Origin of the sequence: Streptomyces sp. NBC_01077 (assembly GCF_045162855.1) — a bacterium.
In the GTDB taxonomy this organism is placed as follows: Bacteria; Actinomycetota; Actinomycetes; order Streptomycetales; family Streptomycetaceae; genus Streptomyces.
The window spans coordinates 7,998,678-8,016,250 of record NZ_CP108669.1; the positions used below are offsets into that span (position 1 = coordinate 7,998,678).

Genomic DNA, 17,573 nt, shown 5'->3' on the forward strand with positions numbered 1-17,573 from the left:
CCATGAGCCCCGTGGGCAGAGAATACGGAGCCCACCGGCGGAGTCCAGGCCCCTTGTCCGGCATACGGACAGGGCGCCCCGGCGGGACGGCACCCCGGAACGCCAGGACGCGCCCGTGGTATAGACCACGAGCGCGTCGCTGACCAGCAATGATGCTGATGTGGGGGGTGGTTCAGAGGTGGAGCAGTGGTGCCTTAGAAGGTGAGGCTCCACGAGTTGATGTAGCCGGTGTCACCCGTGGCCACATCGCGGACCTGAAGCTTCCAGGTGCCGTTGGCGACCTCGCTCGACGCGTCGACCGTGTACGTGGTCAGGACGTTGTCGGCGCTGTCCGAGGAGGAGGACGCCTTGAGGTTGCGCACCGTGCCGTCGGGGGCGATCAGGTCGATGACCAGGTCCCCGCGCCAGGTGTGCTTGATGTCCACGCCGACCTGGAGGGCGGCGGGAGCGTTGCCGGTGCGGCCGGTGACGGCGATCGAGGACGTCACGGTGGTGTTGTCCGGAATCGACACATCGGTCGCGTTGGTGAAGACGGTGCCGGCCGGCGGGGTGGTGGTGACGGCGTCGACCGTCTTCGCGGAGTCGGCGATGCCGGTGCCGCAGCCGCCGGTGCAGGTGCCGGGCAGCGGGCGGGCGTTGGCCTTGATCGCGGACTCGATCTCGGCCGGGGTGAGGGTGCTCTTGGCCGACTTCAGCAGGGCGGCGAGGCCGGCGATGTGCGGCGCCGCCATCGACGTGCCCTGGTAGGGCTTGTAGTTCTCGGCCGACTGGGTCGTCGCGCCCGAGTTCAGCGTGGAGTAGATGCCGTTCTCGGGGGTGGTGACGGTGCCGGGCGTGTCGGTCGAGCGGCGGGTCTCGCCGCCGGGCGCGGCCACGTCCACGATGGCGCCGAAGTTGGAGTAGTACGACCGGTTGCCCTCACGGCTGGTCGACGCCACGTTGATGACGTTCGCGCAGTTCGCGGGGGTGAATCCGGAGGCGTTGGCGTTGCTGTTGCCCGCGGCGACGACGACGGTGGTACCGCGGGAGACGGCGCCGTTGATCGCGGTCTGGTAGACGCTCGGGCAGGTCGCGCTCGCGCCGCCCAGGCTCAGGTTGATGACCCTCGCCGGGGTCGCGTTGGCGGGCACGCCCGGCACGGTGCCGCCGGAGGCCCACGTGATGGCGTCGGCGATGTCGGCGGACGAGCCGCCGCACTTGCCGAGCACCCGCACGGGCTGGATCTTCGCGTTGTACGCGATGCCCGCGATGCCCTTGGTGTTGTTCGTGACGGCGCCGATGGTGCCGGCCACGTGGGTGCCGTGCCAGGAGGAGTTGGACGCCGTGGAACCGGCCCCGCACTCGCCGGCGGTGGCGTTCCAGTCGCCCTCGTCCTTGGCGTCCGCGTCGCGGCCGTTGCCGTCGCGGGCGTCGGCGGAGGTCGAGATGAAGTCGTAACCGGAGACGACGTTGGCCGCCACGTCCGTGTGGGCGGCGTAGCCGGTGTCGATGACGGCGACGGTGACGCCGGAGCCGGTCGTCTTGTCCCAGGCCGCAGGAACGTTCATGCCACCGGTGGGCTCGAAGAGGTCCCACTGCTTGGTGTAGTCGGTGTCGTTCGGCGTGACCGCCATCGCGTAGGCGCGAATGTCGGGCTCGACGGAGGCGACGGACGGGTCGGCGCGGAACGCGGCCATGACCTCCGTCAGATCCTGCTTGGTGGCGCTGTCGCCCAGATCGACCAGGGCGCCACCGCCGGCGAGGCGACGCTCGAAGGAGAGCTTCTCGCCCGTCTTCGCGGCCTTCTCGGCCGTGTCGCTCTTCGCGGCGGTGTTCGAGCCGGCCTCGGCGGCCTTGCTCTTGTAGGTGACGATGACCTTCTCGACCGGGGCGCTGGGGAGCGCCCGCATCGTCTGCGAAGCCGGTGCGGGCTTCGGGGTGGCAGCACCCGGGGCGGCGGCGATCGCCCCGGTCGTGGCAGCGGCGCCGAGGATCGCGGCGCTCGCGACCACGGATATGACTCTCCGCCTGGAACCGTTCAAGGTGTGGCCCTTTCGAGTACGACGTAGCTGCGGAGCAGTGGCGGCGGCGCGGGACACACGGGGCGAAGTGGGGTCGCGATCCGGTATTCCCTGGGCTGGGGGGCCCGTGCGCCGCCACCGGCGCGACGGCCCGGGTCAAGGCCGTCACCGGCGGAGGCCACCCTCCTCATGCACCTGACACGGTGCGTTCGGGGGATGATATCTGCCGGTGCGGAGGACAGTAGGGAACGGGGGGGTGAACCCGATACGGGGAAAACCCTTGTCACCCCTCACAGGGCGGCGGGGGGTCGGTGAGGGGAGGTGCGACCGGGGGTGCGGGCACGGGAGTCGGCGCCGCGTCACCCACGCGCCGAGCGGCAGGAGTACGCCCGGCTCGGCGGGCAGGAGGACGTCCGGCTCGACGGGAAGGTACGTACCTGCTCAGCGGGAAAGGTACACACCTCTCGGCGGGAGGCTGCGGGTGACCCCCATGTTCGGCTGCTCGGCGCGTGGCCGGCGGCGGTCGGCCGGTCGGGCCGTCGGCGGCCGGCACCGACGCACGGACGGTGTGACCTCAGCCGAGTTCCAGCGTCGTCACCCCGTAGACGCGCTCGCGTGCCACCGGGCGGACCGGGCCCGTGTACATCCGGGCCGTCTCGAACGTCGGCTCGAGACCGCGCTCCTCGGCCAGTCGCGCCGCCGCCGGATTCGACTCCGGCATGTCGACCGCGATCCGGGCCGAGCCGAACTCCCGCGCCGCGGCGGCGAGCGCGTCGAGCAGGGCGGCCGCGTCGGCGGGGGTGTCCGCGAACAGCGGCCCCACTCGCGCCTCGTCCTGCGCCGGGCGGACCACCCCGTACCCGGTCGGACGTCCGTCGACGATCCGGACCAGCGCGCGGTGGCCGGGCGTGGCCAGCCAGGTGGCGAGGAACCGCGGCCGGTCGGCGTGATGGCAGGCGCTGTCGTACGCGGCGAGGGCGGCCGGGTCCACGGATCCGGCGGGCACCACGCCGGTCGCCGGGCCGTCGGGGGCCGGGACCTCACCCACGTAACGGGCCGTGCGGTACGCCGTCGTGAAGCCGGAGAGCCGGTAGTTGTCCTGTTGCGCCGGCACCCCGTCGAGCCCGACGGACCGGTCGCCGGCGTGGGCGAGGGCGGCCCGCCAGGTGGCCAGACCGTGACCGAGGCCGCGGAGTTCGGGGCGGACGAGATAGAAGCCGAGGAACGCGTACGCGTCGTCGTAGGTGACCACCGAAATGGCGGAGACCGGCTCTCCGCCGACCCGGCCGAGGAAGAAGCCCCGGGGGTCCTGCGCGAAGAACGACGCGGCGTCCGAGCGTCCCGGATTCCACCCCTCCTCTGCCGCCCAGGAGCGCACGAGCTCCCAGTCCCGCTCCGAGGCGGGGGAGACGGACAGCGAGCCGGAGGAGGCGGATGCCATGGGGATCCCTTCAACAGCCGGGAGCGGGCGGGTGTTCGATCCGGAAACGTGGCAAACACTGACAGAACGCCTGCGGAAAGCCGGGCAAAGCGCGCCGAGCATAGCGCCCCGCGCGACCGCTCCCGCCCACGGCCGATCGATTCCGGCCGCGGGCTGCGGGGGCCAGGTCGTGTCCGGAAGGTCCCGCCTGGCCTGCGGGCAGACGGTGCTACTTTCCGGACACGACCCAGGGGTGTCCGGTTTGCGGAGCCCTCCGGGCTCCCCGGGAGGCGTACGGCGCCTCAGTGGACGAGACGGAGGCGCGGCCCCGCGACCGTGAGGCGCACGGTCTGACCCCAGGTCAGCTCCAGCGCGTCCGACTCGACGCCGTCGCCGAACACGACCAGACGGTCCGACTCGACGGTGAGGCACAGGCCCTGACCCGGGTCGAGGAGACCCTCGACCCGACTGGTTCCCGTCGTCGGCGAAGGCCAGGCCTCGCGGACGAACCAGGCGAGCCGGGCATCCGCCGGCGCGGGCAGGGCCAGCGGGCTGGAGCGCTGCTCCCACAGGGACCGCAGCCAGCCCGTGGCCCCCGTACCCGTGCCGACGAGCACACCCGAGGAGGCCTGGGCCTCGGGTGGAAGCTCCGTCGCGTCCAGATCCAGCGTGTACCGCGCGGTCTGATGGCTGCGCGGCCCGACGTAGATCTCGTTGAGTGCCAGGAGCCGCTGCGCGTCGTCGGTGACGGCCTCCACCATCGTCAGCTCGTCGACCGTCGCCCCGGCCCCCGCCGCGTACGGCAGCAGCCGCCGTGCCCGGTCCGCCCGGTGGCGGACCAGCACGCCCGGATTGCGCCCCGGGTCGGCGTCGATCCCGATGACGGGCTGCCCGGTCAGGTACTTCGCCGCGTTGGCGACCAGGCCGTCCTGACCGACGACCACGACCACGTCCTCGGGTCCGAACAGGAACCGGTCCAGATCGGCCCGTTCCACCCGGGTCTGCCGCCATGTCAGCGGCACCGCGGCCGCAGCCTCGGCCAGCGCACGGTGGGCGCGCTCGTGCCGCTCGCGCACGGCGTCGACCGAGCGGCCGCGCGCGGAGAGGAAGAACGCGGCCTGGCCGTGCGTACCGTGCCGGGCGAGCAGCTCCTCGTACTCCGTGGTCCGGTGCACGAGCACCGCGCGGGGCGCGAGGCTCACGGCCGGGCCCCGCCCTCGCCCAGCTTGGCGAGCAGCCCCGTCACGACGTCCGGCGAGAGCGTCAGGTGCTCGATCCGCGGCAGGTTCTCGGCGGCGCGGGTCACGGCGAGGGCGTGCAGGGTGGCGGGTTCCACCTCGGCGTGCGCCCGCAGCCATGCGGACTGCGCTCCGGCGCGCGCCTCGCCGACCTCGCGTGCAGCCTCCGCCTCGGCCCGTGCGAGGCGGACCTTCCGTAGGGCCTCGGCCTCGGCCCGTACCGCGTCGGCGGCGGCGTTCTCCTCGGCCTCGCGGCGCGCGTTGGTGCCGCGCTGCTCGACGAGCCGCTCCTCCTGGCGAGCCAGTTCGATCTTGCTCGCGAGCTCGTTCTCGGCGATGGTGCGCTCGCGCTCGACGGCGACCGCGCGGCGCTCGTACGTGGCCCGGTCGGCCTCCTGCTGGATCTGCTCGCGGGCGGGGGTCCGCAGCGCGCGCTCGACCTCGGGTTCGGGGCGGATCGCGACCACGCGGACGGCGACGACCTCGATGCCGGTGGCCGGCAGGCGCGGCTCGGCCGCGAGTCCGGCCGTGACGCGGTCCCGTACCGCCGCCACGCCGTCGACGAGCGCCTCGGCCAGCGCGGTGCGGGCGAGGACGTCGAGGGCGTGCTGCTGGGCGGTCTCGGTGAGGAGGGTGGCGATCTGCTCCAGCGGAGTGCCGCGCCACGCGCCCGTGTCGGGGTCGATGGAGAAGTCGAGCCGGGTGGCGGCGGCCGCCGGGTCGCCGATCCGGTACGTGACGGTGGACTGGACGCTGACGTCCTGGAAGTCGGCGGTCCGGGCGTGGAAGGCCATGGCCAGTTCGCGGTCGTTGACCGGGACCTCGGAGAGGGCGGCGGTGAGCGGCCGGAACCAGAAGCTCAGCCCTTCGCCGTCGTGTACGAGCTTGCCGCGGCGCTGGTGGCGGATGTGCGCGGTGGGCGCGGAGCGCAGATGGCGCCAGCCGGCCCGCCGGGTGATGTCGGCCATGAAGAAGCCCCCTTTTCGTCATGCTGACGATAGGGGGCTTCCGCAGTTGTCGTCAAGATGACGAATGCAAGGTCATCTCCTGCTCCCGGCCTCGCGCTCCGAGGTCGGCGACACGCGGCGCCGGCACCGCCTGAAGCTCCCGAGGAGCACGCACACGCGTGGACTCCACGCTCCCCGGCCCCACTGAGGGCGAGGGTGCGGCCAGGGTCACGGCCACGGGTGCAGGCAGGGGAGCGGGTACGGGCGTGGGCGCGGGCTCCATCACCGGAGCCGCCTCGGGGGAGCCCCCCTTCGTCAGCAGCACCACGCCCCGCGCCGCGACCATCGACGCACCGGCCGCGACCAGCCAGCCCCACGCGCCCGCGCGGAACGTCTCGCCGAGCAGCGCCACGCCGATGATCGCGGCCGCCGCCGGGTTGGAGAGGTTGACGACGGCGAGCGGCGCCGCGAGGCCACCCCGGTAGGCGGCCTGGGAGAGCAGGAGACCGCCCGTCGCGAAGCCCGAGATGAGGACCGCGAGCAGCGCGGTCTGCCACCAGGTCGGCTTGCCGCCCGGGAGTTCGAGCGCGAGCGCGGCCGTCAGCGTCTGGGTGAGCGCGGAGGCGACGCCCGAGGCGATCCCGGAGGCCGTGGCGTGTCCGAGCCCGCGAGGGGCCCGGCCCTTGGAGGGGTGGCGGCCCGAGGCGAGCGCCGCGATGAGGAGCGCCGTCGCCGCCGCGACGACCAGGGCCTCGCTGAGGCTGAGCGCCTCGCCGGGCGCGGCGGGCCCGGTCACGGCGACCAGTCCGACCAGGCCGGCCAGGGTCCACAGCGCCCCGCGCCACTCGGTACGGGTCACCCGCCGGCGTGCGGCGTACGCGCCGAGCGGCAGCGCCGCCACCAGGGTCAGCGCGCCGAGCGGCTGGACCAGGGTGAGCGGCCCGTAGTGCAGGGCGGCCACGTGGGCGAGGGCTCCGGCGGCGTTCAGGCCGACCGCCGACCACCACTGCCCGCGGGCGAGCAGTGCGCGCAGCGCCCCGCGCCCGTCCTGGGCGGGAGAGGCGGCGGCGAGCCGGGACTGGGCGACGGCGGCGAGTGCGTATCCGGCGGCGGAGACGAACGAGAGGAGCACCGCGATGACGGTGCCGATGGCGGGGTTCATCGGAGGGCTCCGACCGGGAGAGGGGCCGTACCGAGTCGGCGGGGTACGGGTGGGGGTGCCGTCCGGCGGCCGGGGGCGCGGACGGCGATCAGGGCGAGGCCGAGGAGCGCGGCGGCGGCGAGCGCGTCGAACCAGTAGTGGTTGGCGGTGCCGACGATGACGAGCAGGGTGAACAGCGGGTGCAGCAGCCACAGGACGCGCCAGCGGGACCGGGTGGCGGCGATCAGGCCGATCGCGACCATCAGGGCCCAGCCGAAGTGCAGCGACGGCATGGCCGCGAACTGGTTCGCCATCGAGTCGGTCTCCGGCGTCGCGCCGTACACCGAGGGCCCGTAGACCCGGGCGGTGTCGACGAGCCCGCTGGCGGCGAGCATCCGCGGCGGCGCGAGCGGCATCAGCAGGTGGAGGGCGAGCGCGGCGCCGGTGACGAGCGCGAGGACGCGGCGCGACCACACGTAGTGGGCGGGGCGGCGCAGGTACAGCCAGACGAGGAAGGCGAGCGTGGCCGGGAAGTGCACGGCCGCGTAGTACGTGTTCGCGGCCCGGATCAGCGGTTCGCCGTGCAGGAGCAGCTGCTGGATCGTTCCCTCGCCCGGCAGGTGGATCGCGCGCTCGGCGTCCCAGACGCGGTCGGCGTTCCGGAAGGCGCGGGACTCGTGGCCGTTGGCGAAGAGCCGGCCGAACTTGTAGATGAGGAAGAGCGCGGTGACGAGCGCGAGCTCGCGCAGGAGGGGCGGTCTGGCGGACTCGCCGCCGTCCCCCTCCGCGTTCCCGCTCCCGTGCTCGTCCGGTCCGGCGGGGCCGGGGGTAGGCGTCAGCCCCGGTCCTGCAGGACGTGGTCCTCGTATCCCGCGTATCCCGCCAACCATCGTGCGGCCCTCTAATCAGTCAAATCGCCAACAAACGGAGTGAGCCTAGATCCGATTTCATCGAGACGCAAGCGTCTCGATACGTTTGCGTCTCGATTGTGCACCCCCTACTCTCGTATGTGCAGAGACAGAGGTGTCCGTGGTGTCCGGGAGGGATCGATGTCCACACAGGCCGCGTCCGCCGCAGCCCGCCGCAGCAAGATCACGCCGGAGCGCGAGACGGAGCTGTACGACGCCGTGCTCTGCCTCCTGCGCGAGGGCGGCTACGACTCGGTGACCATGGAGGGCGTCGCGGCCCGCACCAAGTGCGGCAAGGCCACCCTCTACCGCCAGTGGGGCACCAAACCGCAGCTCGTCACGGCCGCGCTCGCCCAGCGCCGCTGCACCGTCTTCACCGGCATCGACACCGGTACCCTCGCCGGTGACCTGCGCGAGGCCGGCCGTATCGCGGCCTCCCACCACGAACGCGACGCCGAACTCATGGAGGCCGTCGCCCAGGCCTTCATCCAGCACCCCGACCTGCGCGCCGCACTCCGCGAGACCGTCATCGCCCCCGAGGTCGCGGCCATCGACGCGGTCGTGGCGCGCGCGGTCGCGCGGGGCGAGGTCGACGCCGACAACGCCGCGATCGGCTTCGTCGCGCCCTGTTTCCTCGGCATGCTCCGCATCGAGCGACTCTTCGAGGATCGCTTCGCGGACGTCTCGACCATGCGGACCTTCGTCGACGCCGTCCTTCTTCCGGCGCTGCGCGTCGAGGCGTGAGTCCCGGGGGCGTCCGTCACCCTGGAGTCATGCCCGGAGAGTCCACGCAGCCCCCGCACCGCCACGACGTCGACGTCCGCGTCCGCCGGATCTACGAGACCCCCTCGCCCGACGACGGCGTACGGGTCCTCGTCGACCGGCTCTGGCCGCGCGGACTCGCCAAGACCGACGCCCACATCGACGAATGGCCCAAGGCGCTCACCCCGTCCACGGAACTCCGCCGCTGGTACCACGGACCGGAAGGCGCGTACGAGGAGTTCTGCCGGCGCTACGAGGCCGAACTCGCGGCCCCCGAGGCCGCGGCGGCCCTCGACCGTCTGCGGAACCTCGCGGCGAAGGAGACGGTCACCCTCCTCACGGCGGCCAAGGACCCGTCGGTGAGCCACACGTCGGTCCTGCGGCGGCAGCTGGACCCGGGGTCGGGCGCGTAACCCTCAGACCCGGTCCCGCCGCAGCGTCGGAGCCTCGATGGCCGCGTCGACCACCGCGGACCCGCCTGCCCCTCCCGTGCGGTCGCCCCCCGCGCGATCGGCCAACTCCCGCGCCCACGCCACGAGTCCGCCGGCATCGATCCCGTACGCGGCGGCGCCCTTCCCGCTTCCCGGACCGCTCGCGAGGCGGTCGGCGCCACGGCGCAGCAGCCGCGCCCCGCCCGCCGTGTTGCCACGGGCGGCGTGCGTCAGGCCCACGGCGAGCTGCGCGAGGCCCTGCCACAGGTCCCGCTCCGACTCGGGTCCGGACTTCCAGGCGTCCTCGAAGACTTCGTGCGCGTGGAAGGGCAACCCGGCGTCGAGCAGCCGCTGCGCCTCGCGCAGGGTCTCGTCGGGAGTCCGTACGACCCCCTCGGGCTGCCGAGGTACGCCCTCCGCTCCGTACGGCAGAGGCCGGCCGAGCCCGTCGCGGGGACGCGCGCTACGGGCCCGCCCCTCCTCGTCGCGGTCCCTGCCACGGCCACTCGCTGTCCCGTTCACCCGTCCATTGTCACCCCCGGGCCGATCAGGACCGCTAGGGCCTGTCCGGCGGATCAAGGGTCCGCGCCTGCCCCGGGCGCAGGGCCGGCGTGGCCGCCACCTGCGGCGCGTGACAGCCCGTGCGTCAACCCACCCTCCGGCGTGAGGTAATGTTTTCCCTGCACGCCGACGAGGGGGAAAACCCACGGAGACGCGCATCGGGACGTGGCGCAGCTTGGTAGCGCACTTGACTGGGGGTCAAGGGGTCGCAGGTTCAAATCCTGTCGTCCCGACTCGTAAGAGTCGCAGGTCAGAGGCCGTTTCAGAGAAATCTGAAACGGCCTCTGACTCGTTTTGGGGGACCAGTTGGGGACCAGCGCACTTGACCGGGGCGAAGCGCACCTTGACCCGGTCAAGGTGCGTTGGTCGCCGCACGACTGTCCCGTCCAGGACAGGACTTCAGGGTGGTGTGGCGCTGGCCCGGATCACGTCGTACAGGTGGGTGCCGTGGGCCCATGTCTTCAGGCCCTTGCGACCGAGGGCGATGAGGTTGTGCTTCTCGGCGAAGTCGCTTGCGGGCGCGGTGAAGCCGTTGAGTCCGATGATGGTGGCGTGGTTGGCGCCGCGCTCAGGACGCCCGGTGCCGTTGAACTGCTGCGCAGCCGGGGATGAGACGGTACGGCTGAGCTGCTTGCACTGGACCGCGACGGTCAGGCCGGCGTGATCGACGGCGATGATGGCGGCGGCGAGGTCGCCCGCGCCGCCGACCAGGCGGGAGGTACCGGGGGCGCCGTTGGAGCCGTCCTGGCAGATGAAGACGCCCTGGGGGAAGGCGGGGCCGAGGTCGGCGGTGATGTTGCCGCCGGAGCCGCGGAGCCGCCGGAGTCGCCGGAGCCGCCGGAGCCGAGCTTGGTGCGGCCGGTGCCGACGGTGGGCTCGGCGCCGTACACCCAGACGCCGACGTCCTCGCCCGGTCGGGCCTGTGGGCGGGCTGGTCTCCGCCGCCGCGGCGATCGCCGCGTACGCCGTCCGCCGCATCCGGCCCACCTCGCCGGACCCCGCCCCCACCGGGGACCGCCGGATCCCTGAACCGGGGGCGGGGCGCCCGTCAGACGGGCTGGGTGGCGAAGACGAAGAGGCTCCCGGCGCTGCGGACGACGGCGTACCCGTTCGTCGTGAACTGCGGCATCTCCTCGATCCCGGAGGCCAGCAGCTTCTTGTCGAGGGCGCCGAGCGCGGCTCCGGTGCCGTCCAGGTACGCGTAGAGGACGCCGTTGCCCGGGAGGGCGCGCGGCGTGATGTTCACCTCGTCCGCGGCCTGGCGCCACAGCTCCTTGCCGGTCTCCGTGTTCCAGGCGACCGCGCCCTTGCCGTACTGCACCACGGCGGTCTTGCCGTCCGGGGAGATGGCGAGGCCGTCGTCGTCGATGGTGCCGTTGGTGTCGATGCCCGGCCCCTCCGCGAGCCGGCGGCCGCTCGTGACGTCGATCAGCGTCATGACCATTTCGGAATCGCCGTACGAGGACCATTCGAGGAGGGCCTTGTCGCCCTGGTACGGCATCAGCCGCGCACTGGTCGCCTTGTCCGAGGTGACCAGCTTGGCGATGGCGGCCGGCGGCGCGAGGTCCTTGGTGTTCCACGCCTTCTTGCCCGTGCGGATGTCCGTGGCGGTCAGCCAGTCGGCGGAGGGCTGGAAGGAGATGTCCTGCTGCGAGGAGTAGCCGAGACCGGAGCCGACCGCCCCCTTGAGGTCGATGTGCGAGGCCTCGGTGGTGAGGGTCTCCCCGTCACCGATCGGAATGAACTTGGCGCCGTCGTAGCTGCTGGTGTCCACGAGGTAGCCGTGCCGGACCGGGGTGGACATGTGGGTGTCCTCGTCGAAGGAGGAGCTCCCCAGCTTCTCGCCGGACGGCGCGTACATGGTCAGCACGGTCTGGGTCGAGGCCTTCTTCAGGCCGCTCGCCGGGGTGTCGACGCGGTTGCGGATCAGCAGGGCCGGCGAACCGTCCCGCCACTCGCCCACCTGCGCGAGGGCCACCGCCGGGGAGGACGTGGACCCGCCGCTCTCCTCGGGGAGGGCGAAGTCGAACTTCTTGCGCAGCTTGCCGCTCTTGGCGTCGAGGAGCCGGGCGGTGAAGGTGCTCGTGCCCGACTGCCCGTCGCCGTAGCCGGTGACGATGACGGCGTCCCCGACCGTGCAGACGTCGCGCTGCGACGTGTCCTTCTCGGACGCCTCGCTCGCGCAGTTCCCCGCCTGATCGTCCGTCAGGCTCCAGGCCGGCTGCGCGGCCAGCCCGGGTACCGGCTTGCCCTGGTAGACCGGGCTCTTCGGCGCCGCGGGCGCGGACTCCGCGGCCTTCCCCGTCTCCCCGCCGCCGGCCTTGGCATCGGGGTCCGCCCCTCCGGAGCACCCGGTCACGAGACCCGCGGACAGGACCAGACCGAGCGCCACCGTCTTACGTATGCGATTCAAATTCCTTGCCCGTCTTCCCTCTTGAGTGATCACGCCCAACGGACCACCTTACTTCGATCACGACCCGCCCCTGCCCGGCATGCCTGCGCCCCCGCATGCGTGCCGGCCGATGACGTGCGGCGGGTGCCGGTCAGTCGCAAGGGCGGAAACACGTTCAAGGCGAAGTCCGTTCACCCCGAACTCTCCGGCACCGACGGCTTCGTGAGCCTGCGGGCCGAGGTCTGGGACGCGGCGGGCAGCCGCACGGTCCAGGACATCACCAAGGCACGCGCCGAAGGGATCGCGTTCGTCGCGGCACTCCGGCGCCGCGACGAGCCCCTGACCGTGAGGGTCGTCGACCCCTCACGCGGGCGACGGCCCTTCATCCACTCGATGGGAGCCGTGTTCGTTTCGGTTCATCGGTGATCGACATCGAGGTCACCGTCGACCTGAGCAAGTTTCACGACGCGAGGATCGACGCGCAGCACATCCGCGGGGACAACCGTGTGGACGTCGTGCACGTGCAGACGGTCAACGACTTCCCGTACTGGAAGCAGCAGGGTCTGCTGGAGCCGTTCCGGCCCGACGGCCTCGACCAGGTCGACCCTGACTTCGTGGACCCCGACGGCGCCTTCTACGCGCTGTTCGTGTTCGCGTTCTCCAATGTGGTCGACACCAAGGTCATTCCCGAGGACCGGGCCCCGAGAGAGGCGACGGACTACCTTCGCCCGGAGCTGAAGGACCGCATCGTGCTGACGTATCCGCACGACGACGATGCCGTTCTCTTCCAGTTCGAGCAGATCATCGCCAAGCACGGCTACAGCTGGCTGGAGAAGCTGCTGGCCCAGAACCCGATGTGGGTGCGCGGGACGGCGACGCCGTTGGCCGTGATCGGCTCCGGTGAACGCGCGGCGACGTTCACTTCGTTCTACTACCTCAACCCGCCTGAAGGCGACTCGATGAGGTTCATCCTGCCGAAGGAGGACTTCTTCCAGGCCTGGTACCAGACCGGAGCGATCCTCAGGGACGCGCCGCACCCGGCGGCGGCCAGGCTGTACATGAGCTATCGGCTCTTCGTACAGGCCCAGCAGGCGTCGGCCCAGTGGCCGGCCTGCAGAGACGTGCAGATCCCCGGCTGGAAGCCGATCGATCAGTACCCCAACACCGACCCGCGCGGGTTCCGTGACGTCATGCTCGACCGAGCCCGGGTGGAACGACTGCGGGGAATCATGGAGGACTTCATCGGCCCCGTCCGGGGCGACAATCCCACCGGCGTCGAACGCGCCTGGCGCTGAGCGCGCCAGGCCCCGGCCACTTCGCCGAGACGCTCGGGGGCGGTCACGAGCACGCGGCCGCCTCCTGGCGACACCTGCTGCGCGCCGCCCCGGCAACGCCGTGCGCCGCCCCGGCGCGGGCCGGGGACCTGTTCGTCGCGGTGGTGTCCCGTGTGGTCCGAGTGGCCCCCGTGGCCGTGCGAGGGGCGGCCGGCTGCGTCAGCATCGACCTGACCCGGCAAGCGTGGGATGCGGGAGAGACGGAGACGGCCATGACAACAGGTTGGGATCCCCGGCCCTCGGCCGACGCCGAGGCCGACGGAGCCGAATGGCGGCCCGCTCTGGACGTGCCCCCGCCGGGGCAGCAGCGTCGCTGGACGGTACTGCTGCGCTGGCTGCTGCTCCTGCCGCAGTTCATCGTCGTCGCCCTGCTGTCCTTCGCCGCGTTCTTCGTCACCGTCGCGGGGTGGTTCAGCGCTCTGGTCCTGGGCCGACTGCCCGACCCGATCGCCTCCTTCCTCGGCTCGGTCCTCGCCTACCAGACCCGGGTCACGGCCAGCGCGACCCTGCTCGTCGACCGCTACCCGCCGTTCGCCTTCGACGCCCCCGACTACCCGGTGCGCATCGAGCTGCGCGCCACCCCGCTCAACCGGCTCGCCGTGCTGTTCCGGCTGATCCTGATGATTCCGGCGGCGATCATCAGCAGCCTCGCGCAGTCCGGCTGGTTCGCGATCAGCTGGGTGTTCTGGCTGATCGGCATCGTCCTGGGCCGCCTCCCCGAACCGGTCTTCGGCGCCACGGCGGCCGTCGTCCGGTACCGGATGCGGCTGGCGGCCTACGCGACGATGCTGACGCCGGTGTACCCCAAGGGATTCCTGGGCGACGACGTCGCCGCCGCCCAGCCCGCGTACTCCGCGACGCGTCCGCTCCGCCTGAGCACCGGCGCGCAGGTACTCCTCTGGCTCTTCCTGCTCCTCGGGCTCGCGGGCCATGTGACCTCGGGCACGATCGACTACGACGACATGGGCGACGACCGCCCGGACGCGGCCGCCGCACGGCCCGCGGGGTGACCGCCGGGCGCGTGAGGAGCTGGGCTTCGAAGTCCCGGCCCTCCCGGTTCGTTCGTCAGCTGAGCACGAGGGGCGTCAGGAGGAGGTCCAGGTGAAGGCGACCTGGTCGCCGTTCTCCATCTCGAACTGGCAGCCGCCGACCGGTGTCGGGGCGCCGTTGACCGAGATGCTCCAGTAGGCGGAGCCGCCGCCGCTGGCGCCCTCGACGGTGTCGACCGCGTAGTCGTCGAAGGACGCGTACCAGGTGCCGTCCCAGGTGAAGCCGTTCCGCTTCGCCGCGTGGTCCAGGGAGGCCGTCGGGGTCGGGACCTTCGTGGCGTGGGCGCTGCCGTTGGTGCCGTCGCACGTGTGGGTGCCGCCGGTGGCCGTCGTGACGTCGTGGCCCGAGGTGATGATCTTCTTCTGGAAGAGCAGGCCGTCGGGGCCCTGGACGGTGACGGTGACTCTCACCGGCGCGTTCGTGTACGGCGCGGTGGACTGCGCCTGCGCGGTCGTGGGTGTGATCGTGAGGGCGAGGCCGAGGGTCACGGTGGTCACGGCGGCGCGGCGGAGCAGGGTCTGGCGCATGGGGTTCCTCTCGGTGACGGTGACGGTGCGGTGTCCGGCCGTCGGCGGGGTGCCGGCGGCCGGGTTTCAGCCGGCCGCGGCGTCCGAGCCCTCACCGCTGCGTGCGAAGCGGATCGAGGCCTGGAAGCGGGCCTTGCGGGCGGCGCGGCGGAAGACGGTGAGGACGGCGGGGCCGGCCAGGGTGACGGCGACGAGGTTGGTGACGGCGCGGCCGGTGTCCCAGCCGAGCGAGGTCGCCAGGTCGAAGGCGAGGTAGCGCTGGAACTGCTCGGTGAAGGGCAGGCCGGGCAGGTAGGCAGGGCTACTTCGGTCAGTCCGCCAACTTCAACGGCACCGTCTTCGCCGCCCTTTCGCTCGGCGGGGCCAAGACCCAGGCCGGTGCCCCGCGCATCCCGCAGGCCCTCACCGACTCGATCGTCGCCCGCCTCCGGGCCAACCAGCACAACGACGGCGGCTGGACCTACCAGAAGGTGGAGGGCAACCCCACCGCCATCAACACCGCCGGTGACGTCGACATGACCGGCGCCGCGATGGCCGCCCTCTGTGCCTCCGGCGTCCCCAACACCGTCGCGGACGTCGTCCAGGCCAAGAACTTCCTCAAGGGCGAGCCGGTCGCCGGCTCCGGCGCGTTCACCTCCCTCTACGGCGTCAACACCAGCTCCAACGGTTGGGGCGTCGCCGGTCCGAACGCCTGCGGCATCAACCCGCAGTCCGCGGAGTTCACCACGATCAACAGCAAGACGCCGGTCGACTTCCTCATCGCCAACCAGTACAACCCGGGGGCGGCTTCACGTACAAGCCCGCCGACACCGTGCCCTCCGCCTACTCCTCGATCGACGCACTGCGCGCGGTCGCCGGAGGCGGCTTCACCACGGCCCCGCCCGTCCCGGTCACCCCGGGCGCCACGCAGTGGGTTGCACAGCCCACCTTCACCGCGGGCACCGCCGCCAAGCCGGCGCTGACCGTCGACGACGGCGCCGGCAGCCTCAAGGCGTGCTCCGTGGCCTTCACCCCGACCGGTACGACCACGACCCTCGGCGACGTCCTGGCCGCCGCGACGAGCGGCGCCACCCCGTCGGGCTGCGTCACGAGCGTGACCCCCTCGTCGGGCACCGGCACCATCACCGCGGTCAACGGCAAGGCCAACAGCGGTGCGAACACCTGGAAGGTCAGCGTCGACCGCTCCTCCTTCGCCGGCTCCCTCCGCGAGAAGGTGATCGACGTGGGCGACACCATCGCCCTGCGCTGGGGTGCCTGATCCCCTGCCGGGGGGCCGCCCGCACGCGAAGAGGCCACAGCCCGGGGGCTGTGGCCTCGTTCATGCGGACGTGGGGGTCAGGGTCTACCAGAAGACGCTGCAGTCCACGAGGTCCGTGGCGGTGTCACGGACACAGACGCGGTAGTACGCGGTGGGGCTGCCCAGCATGTTGGTCCAGTCCGAGCCCGGGTTGGGGAACTTCACCTCAAGGCTGCGCTGGAAGTCGGTGCCCTTGCCGCCCCACTTCTCGATGGAGCCGTATCTGTCCCACCACTGCTCGCCGGAGGCGCTGACCCGGGCCCAGGCCGCCTGACGTGCCACCTGCTCGCGAGGGGCGAAGTCGGCTACCGGACCTGCGCCGCAGCTCACCGAGCGGCGCCCCTGGCGAGCTCGTGACCGACGGCCTTCCGGTGACACGTAGCGGCCGGACGGCTCCGTGCGCGGTGGGGGGAGGGTTCCGCGTCCTACGGTGGGCTGATGCGATCCGTTCCCAGGTGGGCCCTGTTGTCCTCGGGGTGTGCCCCGGTCCTGTTGGTCGGCGGCTGGACCATCGCGGCGCACCTGCAGGGGCCCGCGTACGATCCCGTCACGCAGACGATCAGCGTCCTCGCGGCCTACGGGGCCGCCGGGTCCTGGGTCATGACCGGCGCGTTCCTCGCCCTGGGGGTCTGTCACCTCCTCACCGCCTGGGGGCTGCGGCCGGCCGCGCCCGCCGGGCGGGTGGCGCTCGCCGGCGGTGGCGTGGCGGCGCTGGTGGTGGCGCTGGTTCCGGCGCCGAGCAGCGGGGGGTCCCTGCATCACGGGGCGGTCGTCGCGGTCGGCTTCGGTCTGCTCGCGCTGTGGCCGGTGCTGGCCGCCGAACGCGGCGGCGCCACGCCGTGGGGGCTGCGATTCACGCCCTCCGTCGTGGTGACCGCGCTGATGGGACTCGGCGCGGCCTGGTTCCTCATCGAGTTGAACCGGCAGGGGTCCGTCGGCATCGCCGAACGGCTCGTCACCTGCGTGCAGTCCGTGTGGCCCCTGGTGGTGGTCGCCTCCTGTCTCCGGCACACCGGCGACGAGGGATCTGCGCCGTCGGGACGACCGCGGGGATGACCCCCGGATGACCGCTTGGATGACCGGACGTGTCGCCTACTGCCCGGCCGTCGTGCCTTCCCTCGGTGCCCGCTGACGCGAGCGAAGTGCGAGGGCGCACCAGACTCCCGCCGCGATCAGCGCGACCGCCGCCATCGCGGCGACGACGGGTGCCTCCGGGCGCCAGCCCAGGGAGAGCCGGGTGCCCAGGTAGGTGAGGGCGGCCGCGATCCGTCCGGGCGCATAGACGGGGACCTTGGCCGCGGCGGCCCGCAGGACGGCCGCCACGACAAGGCCGATCGCTGCCCAGGCGGCCAGGTACGGCCAGAGCGCACCGGAAGCGGCGGGCGGAAGTCCGTACTGTTCGGACCCGATGCGGAACAGGGAGGTGACCCAACCCACCGCGACCGCGGTGGCGGTGACACCCGTCACCCACAACGCGTGGCGCCAGAACGGGCCCGGGCGCACGGTCTCTTCGTCGCTGTCGGGGTCGGGGGAGTAGTCGGGCTCGAGAAGGTCCATCACGTCTT

At 72.4% G+C, this 17,573-nt stretch carries 18 protein-coding genes, 1 tRNA gene and 2 pseudogenes; 8 read left to right on the forward strand and 13 right to left on the reverse strand.

The window, feature by feature from the left end; translation table 11 throughout:
• Window positions 1–194: 194 nt before the first annotated feature.
• From OG462_RS36075 to OG462_RS36100, 6 genes are all read right to left on the reverse strand, one after another.
• Entirely contained in the window at window positions 195–1,889 is a 1,695-nt protein-coding gene (locus OG462_RS36075; RefSeq protein ID WP_406066852.1) for a S8 family serine peptidase, read from the reverse strand.
• 685 nt (window positions 1,890–2,574) lie between these two features.
• Window positions 2,575–3,441, reverse strand: a complete 867-nt coding sequence (locus OG462_RS36080; RefSeq protein ID WP_406064343.1) for a GNAT family N-acetyltransferase — start codon at window positions 3,439–3,441, stop codon at window positions 2,575–2,577.
• Between the two features lie 281 nt (window positions 3,442–3,722).
• Window positions 3,723–4,622, reverse strand: coding sequence for a hypothetical protein (locus OG462_RS36085; protein ID WP_406064345.1), 900 nt, complete (start codon window positions 4,620–4,622; stop codon window positions 3,723–3,725).
• A complete protein-coding gene (locus OG462_RS36090; protein ID WP_406064346.1) occupies window positions 4,619–5,626 on the reverse strand; it encodes an SPFH domain-containing protein in 1,008 nt (335 codons plus the stop codon). The genes OG462_RS36085 and OG462_RS36090 overlap by 4 nt, the downstream gene beginning before the upstream one ends.
• A gap of 52 nt (window positions 5,627–5,678) precedes the next feature.
• The gene (locus tag OG462_RS36095) at window positions 5,679–6,767 is read right to left on the reverse strand and encodes a DMT family transporter (RefSeq protein ID WP_406064348.1); all 1,089 of its coding nucleotides are present in this window, start codon (window positions 6,765–6,767) and stop codon (window positions 5,679–5,681) included.
• Complete coding sequence (locus OG462_RS36100; RefSeq protein WP_406066853.1) at window positions 6,764–7,585, reverse strand: phosphatase PAP2 family protein; 822 nt, start codon at window positions 7,583–7,585, stop codon at window positions 6,764–6,766. The genes OG462_RS36095 and OG462_RS36100 overlap by 4 nt, the downstream gene beginning before the upstream one ends.
• A gap of 210 nt (window positions 7,586–7,795) precedes the next feature.
• On the opposite strand from OG462_RS36100, the gene OG462_RS36105 reads away from it, so the two are divergent.
• Both OG462_RS36105 and OG462_RS36110 read left to right on the forward strand, forming a co-directional pair.
• Window positions 7,796–8,398 (forward strand): TetR/AcrR family transcriptional regulator, encoded by a 603-nt coding sequence (locus OG462_RS36105; protein ID WP_406064350.1) that lies wholly within the window; start codon window positions 7,796–7,798, stop codon window positions 8,396–8,398.
• 29 nt (window positions 8,399–8,427) lie between these two features.
• Entirely contained in the window at window positions 8,428–8,829 is a 402-nt protein-coding gene (locus tag OG462_RS36110; RefSeq protein WP_406064352.1) for a DUF488 domain-containing protein, read from the forward strand.
• Window positions 8,830–8,832: 3 nt separating this feature from the next.
• On the opposite strand, the gene OG462_RS36115 is transcribed toward OG462_RS36110, so the two are convergent.
• Window positions 8,833–9,369, reverse strand: a complete 537-nt coding sequence (locus OG462_RS36115) for a DUF309 domain-containing protein (protein WP_406064354.1) — start codon at window positions 9,367–9,369, stop codon at window positions 8,833–8,835.
• A gap of 198 nt (window positions 9,370–9,567) precedes the next feature.
• Here OG462_RS36115 and OG462_RS36120 point away from each other — a divergent pair.
• Window positions 9,568–9,641: transfer RNA gene (locus OG462_RS36120), tRNA-Pro, on the forward strand.
• Window positions 9,642–9,807: 166 nt separating this feature from the next.
• Here the strand turns inward: OG462_RS36120 and OG462_RS36125 are convergent.
• Together OG462_RS36125 and OG462_RS36130 are read right to left on the reverse strand one after the other, a co-directional pair.
• Window positions 9,808–10,386 carry a restriction endonuclease gene (locus OG462_RS36125; protein ID WP_406064356.1) on the reverse strand — a complete coding sequence of 193 codons (579 nt, stop codon included), beginning with the start codon at window positions 10,384–10,386 and terminating at the stop codon, window positions 9,808–9,810.
• A gap of 70 nt (window positions 10,387–10,456) precedes the next feature.
• Window positions 10,457–11,821, reverse strand: coding sequence for a PQQ-binding-like beta-propeller repeat protein (locus OG462_RS36130; protein ID WP_406064358.1), 1,365 nt, complete (start codon window positions 11,819–11,821; stop codon window positions 10,457–10,459).
• 123 nt (window positions 11,822–11,944) lie between these two features.
• On the opposite strand from OG462_RS36130, the gene OG462_RS36135 reads away from it, so the two are divergent.
• The 3 genes from OG462_RS36135 to OG462_RS36145 all read left to right on the forward strand — a co-directional run bounded on the left by OG462_RS36135 (window position 11,945) and on the right by OG462_RS36145 (window position 14,144).
• Window positions 11,945–12,226, forward strand: coding sequence for a hypothetical protein (locus tag OG462_RS36135; RefSeq protein ID WP_406064360.1), 282 nt, complete (start codon window positions 11,945–11,947; stop codon window positions 12,224–12,226).
• Entirely contained in the window at window positions 12,223–13,095 is an 873-nt protein-coding gene (locus OG462_RS36140; protein WP_406064362.1) for an ABC transporter substrate-binding protein, read from the forward strand. Before OG462_RS36135 ends, OG462_RS36140 begins: the two co-directional genes overlap by 4 nt.
• Window positions 13,096–13,346: 251 nt before the next feature.
• Window positions 13,347–14,144, forward strand: coding sequence for a DUF4389 domain-containing protein (locus tag OG462_RS36145; protein WP_406064364.1), 798 nt, complete (start codon window positions 13,347–13,349; stop codon window positions 14,142–14,144).
• Between the two features lie 75 nt (window positions 14,145–14,219).
• Here OG462_RS36145 and OG462_RS36150 read toward each other — a convergent pair whose 3' ends face one another.
• Window positions 14,220–14,711: a DUF4430 domain-containing protein gene (locus OG462_RS36150; protein WP_406064366.1), complete on the reverse strand. Its 492-nt coding sequence runs from the start codon at window positions 14,709–14,711 to the stop codon at window positions 14,220–14,222.
• A 66-nt stretch (window positions 14,712–14,777) separates the two neighbouring features.
• Window positions 14,778–15,017, reverse strand: a pseudogene (locus tag OG462_RS36155) (ECF transporter S component); the annotation flags it as partial.
• Between OG462_RS36155 and OG462_RS36160 the strand changes: the two are divergent.
• Window positions 15,011–15,969: pseudogene (locus tag OG462_RS36160) on the forward strand (hypothetical protein); the annotation flags it as partial. The pseudogenes OG462_RS36155 and OG462_RS36160 overlap by 7 nt on opposite strands.
• Before the next feature lie 84 nt (window positions 15,970–16,053).
• Here the strand turns inward: OG462_RS36160 and OG462_RS36165 are convergent.
• A complete protein-coding gene (locus tag OG462_RS36165; RefSeq protein WP_406064368.1) occupies window positions 16,054–16,338 on the reverse strand; it encodes a hypothetical protein in 285 nt (94 codons plus the stop codon).
• A gap of 108 nt (window positions 16,339–16,446) precedes the next feature.
• On the opposite strand from OG462_RS36165, the gene OG462_RS36170 reads away from it, so the two are divergent.
• On the forward strand, window positions 16,447–17,064 hold the full coding sequence (locus OG462_RS36170; RefSeq protein WP_406064370.1) for a DUF998 domain-containing protein: 618 nt from the start codon (window positions 16,447–16,449) through the stop codon (window positions 17,062–17,064).
• A 36-nt stretch (window positions 17,065–17,100) separates the two neighbouring features.
• Here OG462_RS36170 and OG462_RS36175 read toward each other — a convergent pair whose 3' ends face one another.
• Window positions 17,101–17,565, reverse strand: coding sequence for a hypothetical protein (locus tag OG462_RS36175; RefSeq protein WP_406064372.1), 465 nt, complete (start codon window positions 17,563–17,565; stop codon window positions 17,101–17,103).
• Between the last annotated feature and the right edge of the window lie 8 nt (window positions 17,566–17,573).